Consider the following 15,568-nt stretch of genomic DNA (forward strand, 5'->3'; position numbering starts at 1 on the left):
CCCGTCCCAGCCTCTCCGCTCTCTCCCTCCTCCTCCCCCCGGAGCCCTCATGCGCGCACGTACCCACACCCTGGCGTTGGCCGCGGCGACCGTCCTGGCCGCGACCGGCCTGACCCTCCCCTTCTCGAGCTCTGCCACCGCAGCCCCGGCCGCCCCGCTGAAGGCCGACTTCGACGGCAACGGATACGCGGACCTCGCCGTCGGCGTGCCCGGCGGCACCGTGGACGGCAAGGCCAAGGCGGGCTACGTGAGCGTCGTCTTCGGCGGCGAGGGCGGCCCGGGGTCGAGCAACGTACGGCGCATCACGCAGGCCACGGTCGAGGTGCCCGGCACGCCGGAGGCGGGCGACCGCTTCGGCGCGGCGGTCACCACGGCGTACATCGACGACGACAAGTACGCCGACCTGGTCATCGGCGCTCCCGGCGAGGACATCGACGCCAAGGCGGACGCGGGTTCCGTCACCGTCCTGTACGGCACGGGCGACGGCTTCGCGCTGGCCAACACGGCGGCCCGCGGCGCGAAGGCGGGCGACGCGTACGGGAACGCCCTGACCGCGGCCGACTTCACCGGCGACACGGACGTCGACCTGGCGATCGGCGGCAAGGACCAGGTCGTCGTCAACTACAACCCCCTCGCCGCGCGGACCGACCCCCTCATGGGCGACCGGATGGGCGGCCGCGCACCCGTCATGACGACCGGCGACTTCAACTCCGACGGCCGCCCCGAGCTGGCCGTCGCCTTCTACACGCAGAACCAGCCCTACACCCAGTCCCACATCCAGCTCTTCCGCTACCTGAAGGACGAGACCCGGTTCGCCCTGGACTGGAGCAGCGACAACAGCGCCGCCAACGCCCTCGCCGCGGGCGACTTCAACGGCGACGGCCACGACGACCTCGCCCTCGGCAACTGCCGTGAGATCGCCGACGAGAACATCGACGACCCGTGCGGCCCCGAGGAGCGCGCCAAGGGCGGCGGCATCCACATCCACTACGGGAGCGTCAACGGCCTCGTGTGGAAGGGCCAGACCCTCAACCAGGACACCCCGGGTGTCCCGGGTGTCGCCGAGAAGGGTGACGACTTCGGCAACGCGCTCGCGGCCGCGGACGTCGACGGCGACGGCAAGGACGACCTGATCGCGGGCGCCCCGGGTGAGGCCATCGGCAGCGCGGCACGCGCGGGTGCCGTCACGGTCCTGAAGGGCGGCGCGAAGGGCATCCTCACCGAGGACGGGAAGGCGGTGGGCGCGGTCTCGTACCAGCAGAACTCCCCCGGCATCCCGGGCGGCGCCGAGGCGGGCGACCTGTTCGGCGCGGCGCTCGGCTTCGCGGACCACAACGGCGACGGCAGCCCGGACCTCTCGGCCGCCGCGCCCGGCGAGAACGCGTCGGCGGGCGGCGTGTGGAACCTCCCGCACCTCGCGACCGGCACGACGGGCGCGTCAGTCGTCACCCCGAACTCGCTGGGTCTGCCGACGTCTTCGGGCCCGCTGACGTACGGAGCGTCGCTGGCCCGCTAGAACCCGTACGGGTATCCGAACCCGTACGGGTATCCGGTAGGACGGGTATCCGGGAGGACCCTTCCGGGTACCCCTAAGGGTTGTCACAGGTCGGCCGCAAAGCGCGTCTCCTCCCGAGGAGGGACGACCCCACCCCTGAAGACCAGGTACGTTCGATTCGTGGCTGGATTCAGGATCGGACGCGGCCGGGACAACCGCGCCCCGCGACCGCAACAACAAGCGCGGCAGCAGCCGTACGGACAGCAGGCCCCCCAGGGAGGGCAGCAGCCGTACGGCTACCCGCCTGCGCCGTCGACCCCCCAAAACCCGCAACATCCGCAACACCCGCAACAGTACGGCGGGGGCGGCGCGCGGCAGTACGGCGGGGGAGGCGGCGGCAACCAGCAGTGGCCCCAGGCGGGCGGCGGCGGCAACCACGGCGAGCCGGAGTACTTCGGCGGCCCCGACGACCGCGGCCACGGCCACGGTGGTCCGCAGGGCGGTCCGCAGGGCGGCTATGACCCGTACGCGGCCAACAACCCCGGGAGCACTCAGGCCTTCTCCATCGGCGAGGACCCGTACAACCAGGGCGACACCTACCGCGCAGGCCAGGCGAGCGCCGCCCCCATGGGCCCGCGCCTGCACTGGAAGGACCTGCTCCGCGGCGTCGTACTGCGTCCCGGTCCCACCTTCTTCCAGATGCGGGACTACGCGATGTGGGGCCCCGCCCTCATCGTCACGTTCCTCTACGGCGCGCTCGCGATCTTCGGCTTCGACGACGCCCGCGAGGACGCGATCAACGCGACGCTGTCGTCGGCGGTCCCCTTCGTCCTCACCACCGGCATCGCGATCACCATCAGCGCGTTCATCCTGGGCGTGGTCACGCACACCCTCGCCCGCCAGCTCGGCGGCGACGGCGCCTGGCAGCCGACGGTCGGCCTCTCCATGCTGATCATGTCGCTGACGGACGCGCCCCGCGTGGTCGTGGCGATGTTCCTGGGCGGCGGCCAGCCCTTCGTGCAGTTGCTCGGCTGGGCGACCTGGATCGCGGCGGGCGCGCTGCTCACGACGATGGTCAGCAAGTCCCACGACCTGCCGTGGCCGAAGGCGCTGGGCGCGTCGACGATCCAGCTGCTGGCGATCCTGTCGATCATCAAGCTGGGCACGTTCTAGTACGCACAGGTGGAAGGGCCCGACGGACAGGTCGTCCGCCGGGCCCTTCTCCGTACGACTACTGCTCAGGCGTCGTACGACTACTACTCAGGCGTCGAGAACCTGGCCCGCGCGCTTCACTACCGGCGGCTCGACACTCCAAGGGAAGTTGATCCACTCGTCGGTGCGCTTCCACACGTACTCGCACTTCACGAGGGAGTGCGACTTCTCATAGATGACGGCGGACCGCACCTCGGCGACGTGGTCGAGGCAGAAGTCGTGGACGAGCTTCAGCGTCTTCCCGGTGTCGGCGACGTCGTCGGCGATCAGCACCTTCTTGTCGGTGAAGTCGATGACGTTGGGCACGGGCGCGAGCATGACGGGCATCTCCAGGGTCGTGCCGACCCCGGTGTAGAACTCCACGTTCACCAGGTGGATGTTCTTGCAGTCGAGTGCGTAGGCGAGCCCGCCCGCGACGAAGACACCACCGCGGGCGATGGAGATGATCACGTCGGGCTGGTACCCGTCGTCGGCGACGGCCTGCGCGAGCTCCCGCACCGCATGGCCGAACTTCTCGTACGTAAGGTTCTCGCGCACGTCACTCATGCTGGATGTCACACCTGTGTCCGATGGAAATTGAGGAAGGACCGGGAGGCGGTGGGCCCCCGCTGTCCCTGATAACGCGACCCGTACCGCTCCGACCCGTAGGGGGCCTCGGCGGGCGAGGTGAGCCGGAACATGCAGAGCTGCCCGATCTTCATGCCCGGCCAGAGCTTGATCGGCAGCGTGGCGAGGTTCGACAGCTCGAGGGTCACGTGTCCGCTGAACCCCGGGTCGATGAACCCGGCGGTGGAGTGCGTGACGAGCCCGAGCCGCCCGAGGCTGGACTTGCCCTCCAGCCGACTGGCGAGGTCGTCCGGCAGGCTGATGACCTCGTACGTCGACGCGAGCACGAACTCCCCGGGGTGGAGGATGAACGGCTCGTCGCCCTCGGGCTCCACGAGCCGCGTCAGGTCGGCCTGCTCGACGGAGGGGTCGATGTGGGGGTAGCGGTGGTTCTCGAACACCCGGAAGTAGCGGTCCAGCCGCACGTCGATGCTCGAGGGCTGCACCATGGATTCGTCGTACGGGTCGATCCGCACCCGTCCGGAGTCGATCTCGGCCCGGATGTCCTTGTCTGAGAGAAGCACGCACCGAGGATACGCAGAGCGCGCGGGCCCTCCCCAATCGGACAGGACCCGCGCGCCGAACTGCTTCCGTCAGCTTCCGTTCGCTACCGCCTCTGCAAGGTCACCGGCACGGCGTGCCGGAGCCTGGCACACCGCGGGCAGCGGATGAGCCGACCGGGACCGAGCCGGTCCGCCTGCTGCATCGGAAACGAAGCGGTGCTGAACACGTGCCCTTCGGCACATCGGACGACGGTGCGCTCCATCAAGTCCTTGAGTCCCTTCCCCAGTCGTAGGTGAGCTCGTACATACCCGTACCAACTCGTCTCTCGCTCGTCTCCGAGCCGACGACGAAAGGCCACATTACGGTACGAAAGGGGCGTCCATCCAAGCGGCACGACTGCGATCCACGGTACGCCCCAACTCCCTGCGGACGCACGGCGCATCCACCTCCCGCACAGCGCTCGGGCCCCGCGGCAAGAGCGCCGGGGGCCCGGGATGAGGTAGAGTGTGCGACGTTCGACACCGGTTCCTACGGCGTCTTTCGCGGGTGTAGTTTAGTGGTAGAACATCAGCTTCCCAAGCTGAGAGTGCGAGTTCGATTCTCGTCACCCGCTCCACGAAGAAGGCCCAGGTCATTGACCGGGGCCTTTTTGCTGTCCGCACTGATCACCCGCCCGATCACTCACCGCGTGCCTGCTCTGTGCCAGAACCTTGAGCGCCCGCCGACCAGGCCGCAGACCTCAGTGCGCCGTGCGCAAGCGCGAGGGTCCGGAGCCGAGCCGCAACGGCATCCGGGCCTCGGGTCGCGATCGCCCACAGTGCACTGATCCGTCGGCCTGACGCCCAGATCCCGGAGGCCGGCGGCAGGAACGGGAAGACGGCCACGCCCTGGTCGGCGAACGGGGCATGGTCGAGGTAGGTCATGCCGCCGGTTCCGCAGAGGTACCCGTGTGCGCCGGTGGCGGCGGCCAAGTCGGCGAGTCTCTCGGAGCGGCCGCGACGTGCGGTCAGGGCGCTGCTGGCGAGGATCTGCCCCCGCCAGCCGAGCGTGTCGAGCAGGGCGCGCGTCGATGCGGCAGCGACCGCCGCGGTGCGTCCGGTGCTGAACGCCTCCCAGACCGGCAGAAGGGCTCGGTCGAGGGTGGGCCAATGGGTCGAGGCCCCGTAGTCCTGGCGCAGGATCGACGACGTACGGCGCCGACTGGCAGCCCGGTCGGCAATCAGCGCGTCCCTGATGAGCGTGCGGCGGCCGTGGGGAAGGTGGGTGGGGACGGTCAGCCAGCGGTATCGGTCGACGTCGTCGAGGGCGGCGATGCGCGCCCGGTGCTGGTAGTCGCGGCGGGCGAACTGCACGTCGTCCAGGACGATCCAGTAGTCCGCCGCGAACAGCTTGGCCAGTGTGGTCAGCCGGGGCAGAAGGTTGGGCTGGTGGATGGCGCAGAGCCCGCCCGGGGCGGTGGGTTCAGGAAACGATGAGACGGCTGGTGAAGCCGTCGCGGATGAGGGATTCGTACGCGGCATGCACGTCCTCCGGGACCTCCTGCTCGATGGCGAACCCGAGCTTCGGATACTCGATCACCCGCTGGAGGTCGCCGACGAGCATGTCCACCACCAGCTTCTCGTCACCGATGCTCTTGAGGTAGTCGTCGAACTCCAGCGGCTCGGAGGCGCACACGATCTCGACGTCGGGCCACAGCTTGCGGGCGGTCGCGAAGGAGCGTCGTTCCATGTAGGGCTTGGAGACCAGCAGCACGGTGGTCGGGGTGACGTTGGCGGCGGCGAGGACGTCGCGGGAGAGGGTGATGTTCTGCCCGGTGTTTGCGGCGTTGGGCTCCAGCAGGATCGCGGAGGCGGGGACGCCGAGGTCGATGGCGTGCTCGCGGTAGTGCACGGCCTCGCCGCGCGGGAAGCGGGACCGAGTGGTGGGGCTGTTCCCACCGGTGAAGACCAGGAGCGGGAAGAGCCCCGCGCGGTACAGCTCGGCCGTACGGGTGGCTACGCCGAGATCGTGACTGCCCAGGCCGATCGCCACGTCGACGGCGCGGGCCTCGTGGTGCATCTGGTGGTGGTCCCAGATCAACTTCGCCTGGTGCCACTGGTCTTCGGCGATGGCCTTGTGGTTGTCGCTCACGCGTTGGTCTCCCTGATCACCGTTGCCGGGGCCCTATCGGCCTCTCACTGCTGGCCTTGACGCTCTCGATACTGCGCAGTTGGTGTACGAGTCCGTACTGCGCGGCTGTCCCAGCGGCCTGGTCGAGGACGTGAAGCCCATCATCCAGTGTCGCCCTGTCGGAGAGCAGGATGTGGCCGTGAGCGGTGTCCATTCGTACGCGTTGCATCGGTGAATCGGTGCACCCGCTCCGGCGGGCGATGTCGATGAAGTGCAGGGCTTGGGTGAGGTCCCCGACGCCTCGACGGGCGAGGGCAAGCTTCTGGTGTGCCACCGACCAGTCGTCCGGTTCGGTCAGGTCCTCGAACTCTCGGGTCGCGGCTCGCATGACACGGGTCGCGTAGTCGTGATTGCCGTCCTTGCTCAGCGCGGTTCCCACCCAGAGCCGGGCTCTGGCCCGGTCCCGGCGGGAAAGCCGGTCGTCGACGGCGAGGGTCTGGTAGGCGTGAGCGGCGGTGTCCAGCTTGCCGGACATCTCTGCGACGACGGCGAGGGACAGGTCGAGCTGAGCAACGCGGCGGGGGATGTCGAGCTGCGTGAAGATCGAGCGTGCGTCCACATACGCAGGGTGGGCGGACAGCGGTCCGAGTACGCAGCCCTGGTCACGCTTGAGGTCCCCGAGGAGCGCGGTGGAGCGGGCATAGAGATACAGGCCCTTGTCATCCAGCTCGGCGGCCCTGAAGTGGTTCAGCCACCTGGTCAGCAGGCTGTCGGCGAAGGTGAAGTTCTGTCGGGACAGGGCTACGACAGTACGGTCCAGGTCGTCGGTCCACGTCTCGTACTCCCAGGCCCGGGGGCCCGCGGCAGTCACCCGGCGTCCGGACGCCGCCCGCGCGCAACCACTGACCTCCGACAGGATCGTTTCGAAGCGCAGGTGCACGGAGGCATCTGCGCGCGCGAGCGCGGTGTCGAGGATGGCCTGAGTATCCGGCCGTGGCTGTGTCGCGGCCCGGAGCTTCTCCCACTTCGACACGGTCGCGACCGCGAGTCCGAGGCGTTGGGCGAAGCCCCGCACGCTCATGCGCAGGGCCAGCCGCAGGGCTCTGGCTTCCAGGCCGGTCCAGTGGTGCACGGTCGCCACGCGTCCCTCCCTTCCACCGGCCATCGAAGCAGAGGCGGGCCGCCGGTGGGACCGAAGTGGAGCGTAAGTGGAACAACCGCTCATTCCCGGGATGTTGGTAGTCCGGGACGCTCAAGGGGTCACCACTTCGTCGAGTCCACGGACGGTCGGAAGCATGGAATCCCTCACGGAGCATCACCCGGTCAACGGCCCCGTCGTGTATGGCTTTCTGCGCCTGGTGCGGGTCTCAGCGGACCGACAGGACGCCCTGCGAGCATCGCTGATCGAGTACTGCCGATTCCACGAACTGCAGCTCGTCGGCCTATTCACCGACCGGGACGCAACCACCGGACCCACCTCGGCGGCATTCACGGGGCTACTGGACGTGCTGGCTCTTGCGGACACCTACGGTGTCATCGCTCCGTCGCTCTCCCACCTGGGGCCGAAAGCCATAGCAGCCGAGCGGGCCCTCCACATTGCCGACACCGGGGCCCGATTGGTACTGGCCCGCAGAACTCCTTCAGCGCCGCTGCCCGCTTCCCGTCGCGAGACCGCTCGCCGACGACTCCGGAAGGCGGCCCGCATCCGGGCCGCCGAAAGGTGGGGCACGGGATGATCGCCTCGACACAACAGTTCTTCCCCGCACTACCTGAATCAGTGCGTCAAGCACGAGAGTTCGCGGCGATGGTGTTGAACGGCTGGGGTCTGCTTGCCCGCGCCGATGACATTCGTCTTTGCCTGTCCGAGCTCGCCACGAACTCCGTGGTCCACGGCACCGGCCCGGGACACAGCTTCCTCGTCAGGCTCGATGCCGGTGACGACGTCGTACGTCTGGAAGTGCACGACAGCCATCGCCGACGGCCCGCCGTGCGCGAACCGGCTGCCACCGAAACCTCCGGTCGGGGCCTGAGACTGGTGGCCGCGCTCTCCGACGAGTGGGGAGTGGAGGAGCATGCCCCGGACGGAAAGATCGTCTGGTCCTGCTTCAAAGGCGCAGGAGCGACGACGCCGTGTTGAGCTCCTCTCCCACCGAGCCCTGTCACGCCCACAGCCGCTGAGCCCCTGAATCTTCCCCGTACGGCCCCGTACGGCCCTGTACGGCCCCGTACGGCCTCAATCGGCCCCTATCGGTATGGCCACATGGATCGAGGGAACTGCCATGGAGAGTTTCGAACGCGCACGTCTTGACGCCTACTTCGCCCGGATCGCGGCCCAGTTCACCCCCGTCGAGCAGATGGCATCGTTCCTAGTCACGCATCTGCTGCCCGAACGCCCCGCCTTCGTCCGCGCTGTCGCCACCATGACCCGGCTCACTGCGGTGCTGCCCAAACCGAAGTCCGTCGACGCAGCAGCTCGCCGAGAGGTGGAGCAAACTCACCCGGTCGATCCGCTCTCCCGCGAGCGGTTCACCGACGTCGACTCCGCCCTGGACTACTTCGAATCCCGGGCCGCGGGCGAGACGGTGAGTCTGCTGGACGTCGGCGGCTACTTCGCCCCGACCCTCGCGGACGTGCACAACGGGTTCACCGGTCGGCTCATGGGAGTCGTCGAGGACACCGAGAACGGCCATCGACGCTACGAAGACCTCGAGAAGCTGCCCTGCCCCGTCATCTCCGTGGCTCGTTCCCCGCTGAAGGATCCCGAGGACTTCCTCGTCGGTCAGTCCGTCGTCTTTTCCACCGAGGCCGTCATGCGGGACCGGGGCGACATCCTCCACGGCCGTCCCGCCCTGGTGATCGGCTTCGGCAAACTCGGCTCGTCCATCGCCCGCCTCCTGCATGCCAAGGGCGTTCAGGTCACCGTCTTCGACATCGACGCCGTACGCCGGACCCAGGCTCTCTCCCAGGGATTCGCCGTCGCCCGTGACCGCGAAGCCGCCCTGACCGGTGCGGGCCTGGTTCTCTGCGCGACCGGATCGGTGTCACTGCGGGGCGAGGACTTCAGCCACCTGCGCAATGGTGCCTACGTCGCCACCGTCACCTCCAGCGAAGACGAACTCGATCTCGCCGGCCTGCCCCACGTGTACACCCGCACACAGGTCGGCGATCACGTCACCCGCTACCAGACCACCGGCCACTACTTCTATCTGGCGAACGGCGGCAACGCCGTCAACTTCCTCCACGGCGCCAGCGTTGGGCCTTTCATCTTCCTGGTCCAGGCCGAGATCCTCGCCGCGATCAGGATGCTCACGGGCAACGACCTCCCTCCCGGGATCCACGAGGTCCCCGCCCCCGACCGCGAAGCCATCGCGGCGACCTGGCTCTCCTACTTCAACAGGTGATCACCATGGCCATCACGGCAGACCACATCCGCACCACCTTGGCCTCCTACCTCGCACGGCATCCCGACGACCGGCCCGCTCTCGACGCCGTACGCTGCCTCATCGACGACGGCGACGACCTCACCCACCGTGCGACTCTGCCCGGCCACGCCACGGCTGGCGCGATCCTCGTCGACCCCGCCCAACGCGTCCTGCGCATCCAACACATCGCCACCGGAAAATGGCTCCTGCCCGGCGGCCACCTGGAACCCGGCGACGGCACCCTTCTGCAGGCCGCCGGACGCGAGCTCACAGAAGAGACCGGCATCCCACCCCACCTGATCACTCCACACAGCGAGACCCCGCTCCACGTCGACGTCCACCCCATCGCCGCGAACCCCGCCAAGGACGAACCGGCCCACCAGCACTACGACTTCCGCTTCCTCTTCCGCACCGCGGCGGATACCGGCAAGCTCCAAACCGCGGGCCACCTCCAGACCGAAGAAGTCTCCGACGCGGCATGGCACGACATCACACAGATCGCCGACTCCCGGCTCAGGCAACGCATCACGGCCGCACTCAGCTGACTCCCTGCCTCAGCAGGGGGGGGCACTCACCTCCACACTCTTCATCCACGCGTGGGGGGGGCAGCTCCAACCACGGCCGAGTTACAACTTTCTCTACTGGTTCAAGGCGGCTCGCTCCGCTCCCCGGGCCGCCGCTCCTGTCTCCGCCCCGCTCCGGCCCGGTCCACCAGGCCGCGCGGCAGAATCTAGCGGCCAACTGACCTCAGAGAAGGGGCACATCGTGGCTGGGGCGGTCGGCTCCACGGCTTTAGGCAGCCACTTTGGGGCGAGCCTCTAAGATCATGGCCCCAACGTCGTGCTTTAACGGGCAGGTCCACAGACTGCCCGACTCGCGATGAGCTTACGGGGCCATGATCACTCGCCCCAAAGCAGCTCCAGCCCAAAGCCGCTCCGCCGCCCTTCGAGATCTCCATGCGCTAGACGAGGAAGCCCACATCAGTCCTCACAGCCGACCAAGGGCTTTTTCCTCTGGTGCCTGCGGCGGGGCGTCAAGCCTTGATCTCGCGAAGCTAGTCGACCGGGCCCTTCTTCTGTCGATGTCGACGAGGGCGGCGCTCTGCTTGACCGTCTGCCGAGCTCTCGCCCTCCACGTCGTCGTAGCGTGTCAAGAGGTCAACCGGATCCAGACCAACCGCACGAGCCATCACTCGAATGTGCCCGCGCGCGTATACCGGTCCACCACATCGTGAGAAGTCACCTTGCTCAATTGCATGGATGACAGCAACTCTCACCCGAGTCACGGCACTCATCTCGTCCACTGTCATCCCAACACGGGTGCGGGCACTTTGGAGCGAGTGGCCGATCGCCTCCAGCTCGCTGTGTCCCTCCACCGCATCTGAAGAGCGGGTTGCCCCCTTCCCTCCGGAGACCTCATTGACGGGGGACACTTCGGGTTCTGTTGTATCGACACCTCCGCTAGGGGGGCGCTGGGCTTCAATGATGAGCTTTTCCAGGTTCTGGTATTGCTCCGCCAGTTCGGCCTGTCGTGCTCGTGCGTGAGCGGCGTGGTTTCTGGCGGCCAATGCCGTCTCTCGCGCCCGAAGCAGCTCGCTCTCGGCCCGCGTCAGAACTTCCTGAGCGTCGGCAGCCTCCTGTGAAATCTGGCGTAGACGCCGGTAGATGGCAGCCTGCTGCGCCCACAGCTCATCCAAGCTCGGAGGCTTACGCACGGTTGGATTGCCGTACGTTCCGAAGCTCGATGCGAGCATGTCTTGGACCGTCGAGCCTAGTGCCGTTGCGATGACATCGGCTTCAGCGAGCCGCAACGCACGTTGGCCCGACTCAAGCTTCGCGATCGTCTGTTGGTACATGCTGCCGCCCAGCGAAACGATCTTCTCAGCCAGTTCGGTCTGAGAAATCCCCAGGTCCGCACGTCGTCGCTTCATCTGGCGCACGAACATGTCCTCGGCGGTCTGCCCAGCCTGAACCAGTTCCTCACTCTCCACCACGATCAGCACCCTTCACACAACCGAGGCTACATCAGAATGTTGTCGTTGCGAAACACCGGAGTGGAGTACATACTCATGGTGTTCGATGCCAACACCGTAGAAGGGTTCCGTCGTCTGGAAGCGGCTCGCCACGACGGCAGATCCGGCGCAACAGCAATGCTTGCCTCCTACTCGAAGGGGTTTCTGCCCTGTGGTGCCACTACTCGATCTCATCAGCCCGCGCCATCTGCTAGTGGCGCTTCGGATCGTTCCCTTGATCCTCGTGGTGGTGCTACTTGCCCCGGCTTGGCTGTCTTGGATCTTCCTTCCCGAATCCAGGCAACTGCGCGTCATTGACGTCATGCAGAAGCTGATCGACTGGACCAAAGCAACCAGAGCGTGAACACGATGGCGGTAGTGCTGGGGGCTGGGGCTGTATCGGCGTCAGAGCCCGAGTGAGAGGGCTTGCAAGGTAAGGCGCTGGGCCGCCCCTGGGCCGCCCAAGGCCACTCGGCAGTGGCCGAGGATGACCGACAGGCGCACGCAAGAAGAAGTGCCCCGAGTGGATCAGACTCCGCTGTCTACCGGCATCCCTGCAGAAGAGGGACCTGATGTGTGCAGGGTTTCCTATGTTCGCGATGCTCGCTTGCGTGGGCGTGACCACCTGTGCCAGCGGCCTGTGAAGAGCCGCTCAACGGTCATTATCAGTACCAAGCTCGCGCCCACGATGCCGCAGCCCTGAAAGAACAGGGTGCTGAATAGTGCCTTCCGGAGGGTCATAGCCACTATGAGGCCGCCCACTACAAGCGCGAGTGTGCCCACGAGCTGAAGCAGAACGTAGAGCGATGCAAGTGCGTTGCGGACACCGCCATACGACTGAGGCTGTGGTTGCTCCCCATGCACGTGCACTGTCAGATGCTGATCACGCCCAGCCTGGTACACACGCCCGTCGCCCTCGGCATGGCCATACATCTGCCGCTGAGAGCCTTCCTCGTCACTCTGGCCAGGGGCCATCGTCATCGTCCCCCTTGGCGCTCACCGCTCGCTGATGAACTGGTTCCCGCCTGCCTGGTACACCCGGCCGTGATCACGGGCCTCGGCGTTGAAGGTGACGTTCGTCCTGTGTGCACCGGCTTCCGTGAGTCTGGACAGCAAGCCTTCGAACTCTGCCGCAGCGGCTCGGTCCTCCAGGAAAAGCGTCAGCATGCGCCCCTGCCAGGCTGACTGAAGAACCTGGCGTATGGAATGGATCTCCGCGTCAGGAGCGGCGAGCAGTGCAGAACGCGACGTCTCAAGGTCTCGTTCCAACTCGGCAGCGGAGTCTGGGCGGAACCGGCGCCACAGATCAACGACGCCTGATCGCAGTGTCTGCCAGCCATCTGTTGCCATGGCCGATACGACGGCCGTACCGCCTGCGCTGGCCAAGGCTATGAGCGTCGACTCCACGATCTTCCTTCCCCGTTTGGGCCCAGTGAACCGATCCTAGCGAGCAACTCCAGCATGCTGCGCGGCACTTCACGTGTGTCGCTGGTGGTTACTGATAGCCGCACACCCTGGGCGGCTCGGACGACAACCCGGGGTTAGGGCGGAGGAGCGTGCCATATTCGTGCCAGATCACGCGGGGAACCACGGGGAACACCGGGGACCAGCCCAGTGGCCAAGCAGGCGACCGAGACGGCGTCACCGCAGGTCAGCCCAACAACCGGGCATAGATCACCTCAGCTTCCCAAGCTGAGAGTGCGAGTTCGATTCTCGTCACCCGCTCTTGTCTCAGGCCCCCAGGTCATTGGCCGGGGGGGTGCTGCCTGGATACTCCGGGGAGGGGCGAGAACCATGAGCACTGACCGCCCGCACTCCGTGAGCGTCGCCGGAGTCATCGTCGACGCCCAGAACCGGGCCCTCCTGATCCAGCGCCGCGACAACGGCCACTGGGAACCCCCGGGCGGCATCCTCGAACGCGAGGAAACCATCCCCGAGGCACTGCGCCGCGAAGTCCTCGAAGAGACCGGCATCTCGATCGCACTCCCCGCGACCCTCACCGGCATCTACAAGAACATGACCGGCCTGGTCGTCTCCCTGGTCTTCCGCTGCGAGGCCACCGACGGCACACCCACGCCCGGCGACGAGACCCGCGCCCTCCGCTGGGCCACCCGCGCCGAAGTCACCGCACTCGCCGACGAGGCCTACGCGATCCGCGTCCTCGACGCACTCGACGCGGCATCCCCACCGGCCATCCGCGCCCACGACGGCGTTCCGCTCGTCTAGTGCTGTGAGCGCATGAGTTCGCCGAAGGACGGCGCCAGAGGATGACGCCTCAGGGGGCGGACGGCTCGATCTCCCCCGCGAAGACGATGACCTGGTCGATGAGGCTCCGCCGCAGGTGGACGACGTCCGTTCCCGCCAGGCGGGGGCCTCCGTCCGGCGTCGTGAAGACCCACTGGTACCGGGCCCACTCGTCCGGCATGTCCACCGCCGAACAGCGCACCATCGTGCCGGTCCCCGCGGGGTGGCGCCGGATGTCCAGCACGAACCGCTCGACCGCCTCGATCCCCTCACTGCGGCCCAACGGTCCCCAGAAGACCACGTCCGAGGTCAGGGCCTGGGAGAGCAGCGCCGTCACATAGCTGTCGTCCGAGGCGTTGAACGCGGAGATGAACGTGTCGATCGCGGACCGCGCGGTCTCTTCCTGCATGCACCAGTAATACCAGTCGCCTTGCGGACCGCGCTCGTCCCGTGAGCCGTCTCCCGACCACGGTGAACCATCCCGGTCACAGCACCAGCCGGGCCCCGCGGCCGACCGAGTTTCGGCCCTGCCCGAAAGCCCTGGTGACGGCCTCCGCGACCGTCTTAACGTCGGGCCTGCCGGTCCATGAGGACCGGCCACCGTACAAGGGGGAAGAACGTGACCGTGTCCACAAAGCCCGTACTCAAGCACGTCAGGACTGCGGCCGCTGTGGTGGCCATCGCGACCGCCGCCACCCTGGCGGGCCCGGCGCCCGATGCGAGCGCGGGCGGTTCGTGCAATCCGGGCTGGTGCTCTCAGACCTGGAACGACAGCGGGAAGGGCTTCTACGCTCGGAAGAACTGGTGCAAGGACACTGGGAAAACGGGCAGTTACACCACCAAGGAGCCGACCTGCAACAACCAGAAGGAGACCTGGCTCTCCCCCGGGGAGCGGACCAACGGCAATCGAGACTGGGACGTCTTCCAGGTGAAGAAGGGACGCTGCTTCAAGGTCGACTTCGAGCTCACCCCGCCGGGCCGCGACTTCTCGAAGAAGTACAACCGCAAGAACAAGAAGACCATCTACGTCAAGGTCGAGAACCACGCCTTCGCCAAGGTCCGCAGCTCCACCTGCTGATCCGGCCGCAGGGCCGCACCGCAGGACCACCGCGTCCGCCGAGCCCGCCCGCGCGTCGTCGGCTCGCGGGTGGTCCGGTCGGCGAGGGGCAGGGTTTCGGCGATGGCGTGCGCCTGCAGGGCGCCCTGGCGCAGCGGTGAGAGCTCCACCAGCCATGCCCTCGTCACTGCCAGAAGATCTCTTCGACGACGATCTGAGGATCGTCCACACGGTGCATGAAGATGTACCGGAGCCAACCGCGGTAGTTGTCGAAGTACAGGACACGAGGGCCCCGGGGGCTGGTGGACCGCGCCGGCTCGACTCGTATGGTGCCGGGCAGCTCGGCGTCGGCTTCGATGCCGCGAAAGTACGGGTCCTTCGCTGTCACCAGTTCGGCGCGGGCCGCGTCGACGATCTTCCGTACGTGCTCGGGCAGGGCGTCCCGAGCGGCTTGGGCTTTGAGGGCCCAGTCCATCTGCCAGGGCGGCCCCATGAACGCGCCGTCGCTCACCGGCCCGGCTCCGTGCGGGCAGCCATGTGGCGGATGTTGGACGCCTCCTCCAGGAGCTTCCTGGCTTCGACGAGGTCGGTGGCCTCGGTGACACGCGCTTCGAGGTCCGTCAGGTGAGCGTCGAGGTGCGGGTCGCGGGCGATGGCGTACTCGCCCCACCAGCGAGCCGTGAACGCCGGTACCGGACCGAGGTCGAACGTGTCGGCAATCGCCCGCTTCCAATGCGCGTCGAAGTCAGAGAGCAGCTGTGGAGCGTGCTGAACGATGGCTTCGCGGAGCGCCTTGGGGGTTCTCTCCGGCATGGGAGGGATGCCGGGTGAGTCGGTAGCAGCGGTGCTCATACTCTGTCCTCCATCGGCCCTCGCTGTCGGTTCCGGAGCCTACAGCCGTGGGCTGG

The 15,568-nt window shown here is 67.4% G+C and carries 19 protein-coding genes, 1 tRNA gene and 2 pseudogenes; 10 read left to right on the forward strand and 12 right to left on the reverse strand.

Going from position 1 to position 15,568, the window contains the following annotated elements; genetic code table 11:
* Positions 1-49 precede the first annotated feature (49 nt).
* A complete protein-coding gene (locus ABZV77_RS24580) occupies positions 50-1,516 on the forward strand; it encodes an FG-GAP and VCBS repeat-containing protein (RefSeq protein WP_356260677.1) in 1,467 nt (488 codons plus the stop codon).
* A gap of 159 nt (positions 1,517-1,675) precedes the next feature.
* The gene (locus ABZV77_RS24585; RefSeq protein ID WP_356260678.1) at positions 1,676-2,668 is read left to right on the forward strand and encodes a Yip1 family protein; all 993 of its coding nucleotides are present in this window, start codon (positions 1,676-1,678) and stop codon (positions 2,666-2,668) included.
* Between the two features lie 87 nt (positions 2,669-2,755).
* Here ABZV77_RS24585 and ABZV77_RS24590 read toward each other — a convergent pair whose 3' ends face one another.
* Together ABZV77_RS24590 and dcd are read right to left on the reverse strand one after the other, a co-directional pair.
* Positions 2,756-3,253 carry a phosphoribosyltransferase gene (locus tag ABZV77_RS24590; RefSeq protein ID WP_356260681.1) on the reverse strand — a complete coding sequence of 166 codons (498 nt, stop codon included), beginning with the start codon at positions 3,251-3,253 and terminating at the stop codon, positions 2,756-2,758.
* Positions 3,254-3,261: 8 nt separating this feature from the next.
* Positions 3,262-3,837, reverse strand: coding sequence for a dCTP deaminase (gene dcd, locus ABZV77_RS24595; RefSeq protein WP_055565996.1), 576 nt, complete (start codon positions 3,835-3,837; stop codon positions 3,262-3,264).
* Between the two features lie 522 nt (positions 3,838-4,359).
* Here dcd and ABZV77_RS24600 point away from each other — a divergent pair.
* Positions 4,360-4,433: transfer RNA gene (locus tag ABZV77_RS24600), tRNA-Gly, on the forward strand.
* A 61-nt stretch (positions 4,434-4,494) separates the two neighbouring features.
* Here ABZV77_RS24600 and ABZV77_RS24605 read toward each other — a convergent pair.
* Genes ABZV77_RS24605 through ABZV77_RS24615 form a run of 3 tightly spaced genes read right to left on the reverse strand, consistent with a single transcriptional unit; the run spans position 4,495 to position 7,067 of the window.
* Positions 4,495-5,337 carry a WbqC family protein gene (locus tag ABZV77_RS24605; RefSeq protein WP_356260683.1) on the reverse strand — a complete coding sequence of 281 codons (843 nt, stop codon included), beginning with the start codon at positions 5,335-5,337 and terminating at the stop codon, positions 4,495-4,497.
* Positions 5,279-5,947: a YdcF family protein gene (locus tag ABZV77_RS24610; protein WP_356260686.1), complete on the reverse strand. Its 669-nt coding sequence runs from the start codon at positions 5,945-5,947 to the stop codon at positions 5,279-5,281. Before ABZV77_RS24610 ends, ABZV77_RS24605 begins: the two co-directional genes overlap by 59 nt.
* Positions 5,948-5,963: 16 nt before the next feature.
* The gene (locus ABZV77_RS24615) at positions 5,964-7,067 is read right to left on the reverse strand and encodes a hypothetical protein (RefSeq protein ID WP_356260689.1); all 1,104 of its coding nucleotides are present in this window, start codon (positions 7,065-7,067) and stop codon (positions 5,964-5,966) included.
* A 154-nt stretch (positions 7,068-7,221) separates the two neighbouring features.
* On the opposite strand from ABZV77_RS24615, the gene ABZV77_RS24620 reads away from it, so the two are divergent.
* From ABZV77_RS24620 to ABZV77_RS24635, 4 genes are all read left to right on the forward strand, one after another.
* The gene (locus ABZV77_RS24620) at positions 7,222-7,662 is read left to right on the forward strand and encodes a hypothetical protein (protein WP_356260692.1); all 441 of its coding nucleotides are present in this window, start codon (positions 7,222-7,224) and stop codon (positions 7,660-7,662) included.
* Positions 7,659-8,063: an ATP-binding protein gene (locus ABZV77_RS24625; RefSeq protein ID WP_356260694.1), complete on the forward strand. Its 405-nt coding sequence runs from the start codon at positions 7,659-7,661 to the stop codon at positions 8,061-8,063. The genes ABZV77_RS24620 and ABZV77_RS24625 overlap by 4 nt, the downstream gene beginning before the upstream one ends.
* Before the next feature lie 142 nt (positions 8,064-8,205).
* Positions 8,206-9,327, forward strand: coding sequence for an adenosylhomocysteinase (locus ABZV77_RS24630; RefSeq protein WP_356260697.1), 1,122 nt, complete (start codon positions 8,206-8,208; stop codon positions 9,325-9,327).
* A gap of 5 nt (positions 9,328-9,332) precedes the next feature.
* Positions 9,333-9,893: an NUDIX domain-containing protein gene (locus tag ABZV77_RS24635; protein ID WP_356260700.1), complete on the forward strand. Its 561-nt coding sequence runs from the start codon at positions 9,333-9,335 to the stop codon at positions 9,891-9,893.
* A gap of 590 nt (positions 9,894-10,483) precedes the next feature.
* On the opposite strand, the pseudogene ABZV77_RS24640 reads toward ABZV77_RS24635, so the two are convergent.
* Positions 10,484-10,723: pseudogene (locus tag ABZV77_RS24640) on the reverse strand (helix-turn-helix transcriptional regulator); the annotation flags it as partial.
* Positions 10,724-11,116: 393 nt separating this feature from the next.
* Positions 11,117-11,293, reverse strand: a pseudogene (locus ABZV77_RS24645) (helix-turn-helix transcriptional regulator); the annotation flags it as partial.
* 238 nt (positions 11,294-11,531) lie between these two features.
* Between ABZV77_RS24645 and ABZV77_RS24650 the strand changes: the two are divergent.
* Complete coding sequence (locus ABZV77_RS24650; RefSeq protein WP_356260703.1) at positions 11,532-11,723, forward strand: hypothetical protein; 192 nt, start codon at positions 11,532-11,534, stop codon at positions 11,721-11,723.
* A gap of 632 nt (positions 11,724-12,355) precedes the next feature.
* Here the strand turns inward: ABZV77_RS24650 and ABZV77_RS24655 are convergent.
* Complete coding sequence (locus ABZV77_RS24655; protein WP_356260706.1) at positions 12,356-12,766, reverse strand: hypothetical protein; 411 nt, start codon at positions 12,764-12,766, stop codon at positions 12,356-12,358.
* Between the two features lie 387 nt (positions 12,767-13,153).
* Here ABZV77_RS24655 and ABZV77_RS24660 point away from each other — a divergent pair, with 387 nt between their 5' ends.
* Positions 13,154-13,585: an NUDIX hydrolase gene (locus ABZV77_RS24660; RefSeq protein WP_356260709.1), complete on the forward strand. Its 432-nt coding sequence runs from the start codon at positions 13,154-13,156 to the stop codon at positions 13,583-13,585.
* Between the two features lie 49 nt (positions 13,586-13,634).
* Here the strand turns inward: ABZV77_RS24660 and ABZV77_RS24665 are convergent, their stop codons facing one another.
* The gene (locus ABZV77_RS24665) at positions 13,635-14,012 is read right to left on the reverse strand and encodes a nuclear transport factor 2 family protein (protein ID WP_210928798.1); all 378 of its coding nucleotides are present in this window, start codon (positions 14,010-14,012) and stop codon (positions 13,635-13,637) included.
* 210 nt (positions 14,013-14,222) lie between these two features.
* Here ABZV77_RS24665 and ABZV77_RS24670 point away from each other — a divergent pair, with 210 nt between their 5' ends.
* On the forward strand, positions 14,223-14,681 hold the full coding sequence (locus ABZV77_RS24670; RefSeq protein WP_356260712.1) for a hypothetical protein: 459 nt from the start codon (positions 14,223-14,225) through the stop codon (positions 14,679-14,681).
* On the opposite strand, the gene ABZV77_RS24675 is transcribed toward ABZV77_RS24670, so the two are convergent.
* The 3 genes from ABZV77_RS24675 to ABZV77_RS24685 are packed head-to-tail and all read right to left on the reverse strand — an operon-like array spanning position 14,627 to position 15,512.
* Positions 14,627-14,848, reverse strand: a complete 222-nt coding sequence (locus ABZV77_RS24675; RefSeq protein WP_356260715.1) for a hypothetical protein — start codon at positions 14,846-14,848, stop codon at positions 14,627-14,629. The two genes, ABZV77_RS24670 and ABZV77_RS24675, sit on opposite strands and share 55 nt — an antisense overlap.
* A complete protein-coding gene (locus ABZV77_RS24680; protein WP_356260718.1) occupies positions 14,845-15,171 on the reverse strand; it encodes a hypothetical protein in 327 nt (108 codons plus the stop codon). Before ABZV77_RS24680 ends, ABZV77_RS24675 begins: the two co-directional genes overlap by 4 nt.
* On the reverse strand, positions 15,168-15,512 hold the full coding sequence (locus ABZV77_RS24685) for a DUF6247 family protein (protein WP_356260720.1): 345 nt from the start codon (positions 15,510-15,512) through the stop codon (positions 15,168-15,170). Before ABZV77_RS24685 ends, ABZV77_RS24680 begins: the two co-directional genes overlap by 4 nt.
* Positions 15,513-15,568: the final 56 nt, after the last annotated feature.

It is taken from the genome of Streptomyces sp. NPDC004732 (genome assembly GCF_040609235.1).
Classification (GTDB): Bacteria; Actinomycetota; Actinomycetes; order Streptomycetales; family Streptomycetaceae; genus Streptomyces.

Bases quoted from the DNA above. Each gene is read 5' to 3' on its own strand.
- ABZV77_RS24620 (WP_356260692.1), top strand. From the start codon at position 7,222: ATGGAATCCCTCACGGAGCATCACCCGGTCAACGGCCCCGTCGTGTAT.
- ABZV77_RS24590 (WP_356260681.1), bottom strand. From the start codon at position 3,253: ATGAGTGACGTGCGCGAGAACCTTACGTACGAGAAGTTCGGCCATGCG.
- ABZV77_RS24660 (WP_356260709.1), top strand. From the start codon at position 13,154: ATGAGCACTGACCGCCCGCACTCCGTGAGCGTCGCCGGAGTCATCGTC.
- ABZV77_RS24580 (WP_356260677.1), top strand. From the start codon at position 50: ATGCGCGCACGTACCCACACCCTGGCGTTGGCCGCGGCGACCGTCCTG.
- ABZV77_RS24625 (WP_356260694.1), top strand. From the start codon at position 7,659: ATGATCGCCTCGACACAACAGTTCTTCCCCGCACTACCTGAATCAGTG.
- ABZV77_RS24635 (WP_356260700.1), top strand. From the start codon at position 9,333: ATGGCCATCACGGCAGACCACATCCGCACCACCTTGGCCTCCTACCTC.
- ABZV77_RS24665 (WP_210928798.1), bottom strand. From the start codon at position 14,012: ATGCAGGAAGAGACCGCGCGGTCCGCGATCGACACGTTCATCTCCGCG.
- ABZV77_RS24685 (WP_356260720.1), bottom strand. From the start codon at position 15,512: ATGAGCACCGCTGCTACCGACTCACCCGGCATCCCTCCCATGCCGGAG.
- ABZV77_RS24605 (WP_356260683.1), bottom strand. From the start codon at position 5,337: ATGCCGCGTACGAATCCCTCATCCGCGACGGCTTCACCAGCCGTCTCA.
- ABZV77_RS24630 (WP_356260697.1), top strand. From the start codon at position 8,206: ATGGAGAGTTTCGAACGCGCACGTCTTGACGCCTACTTCGCCCGGATC.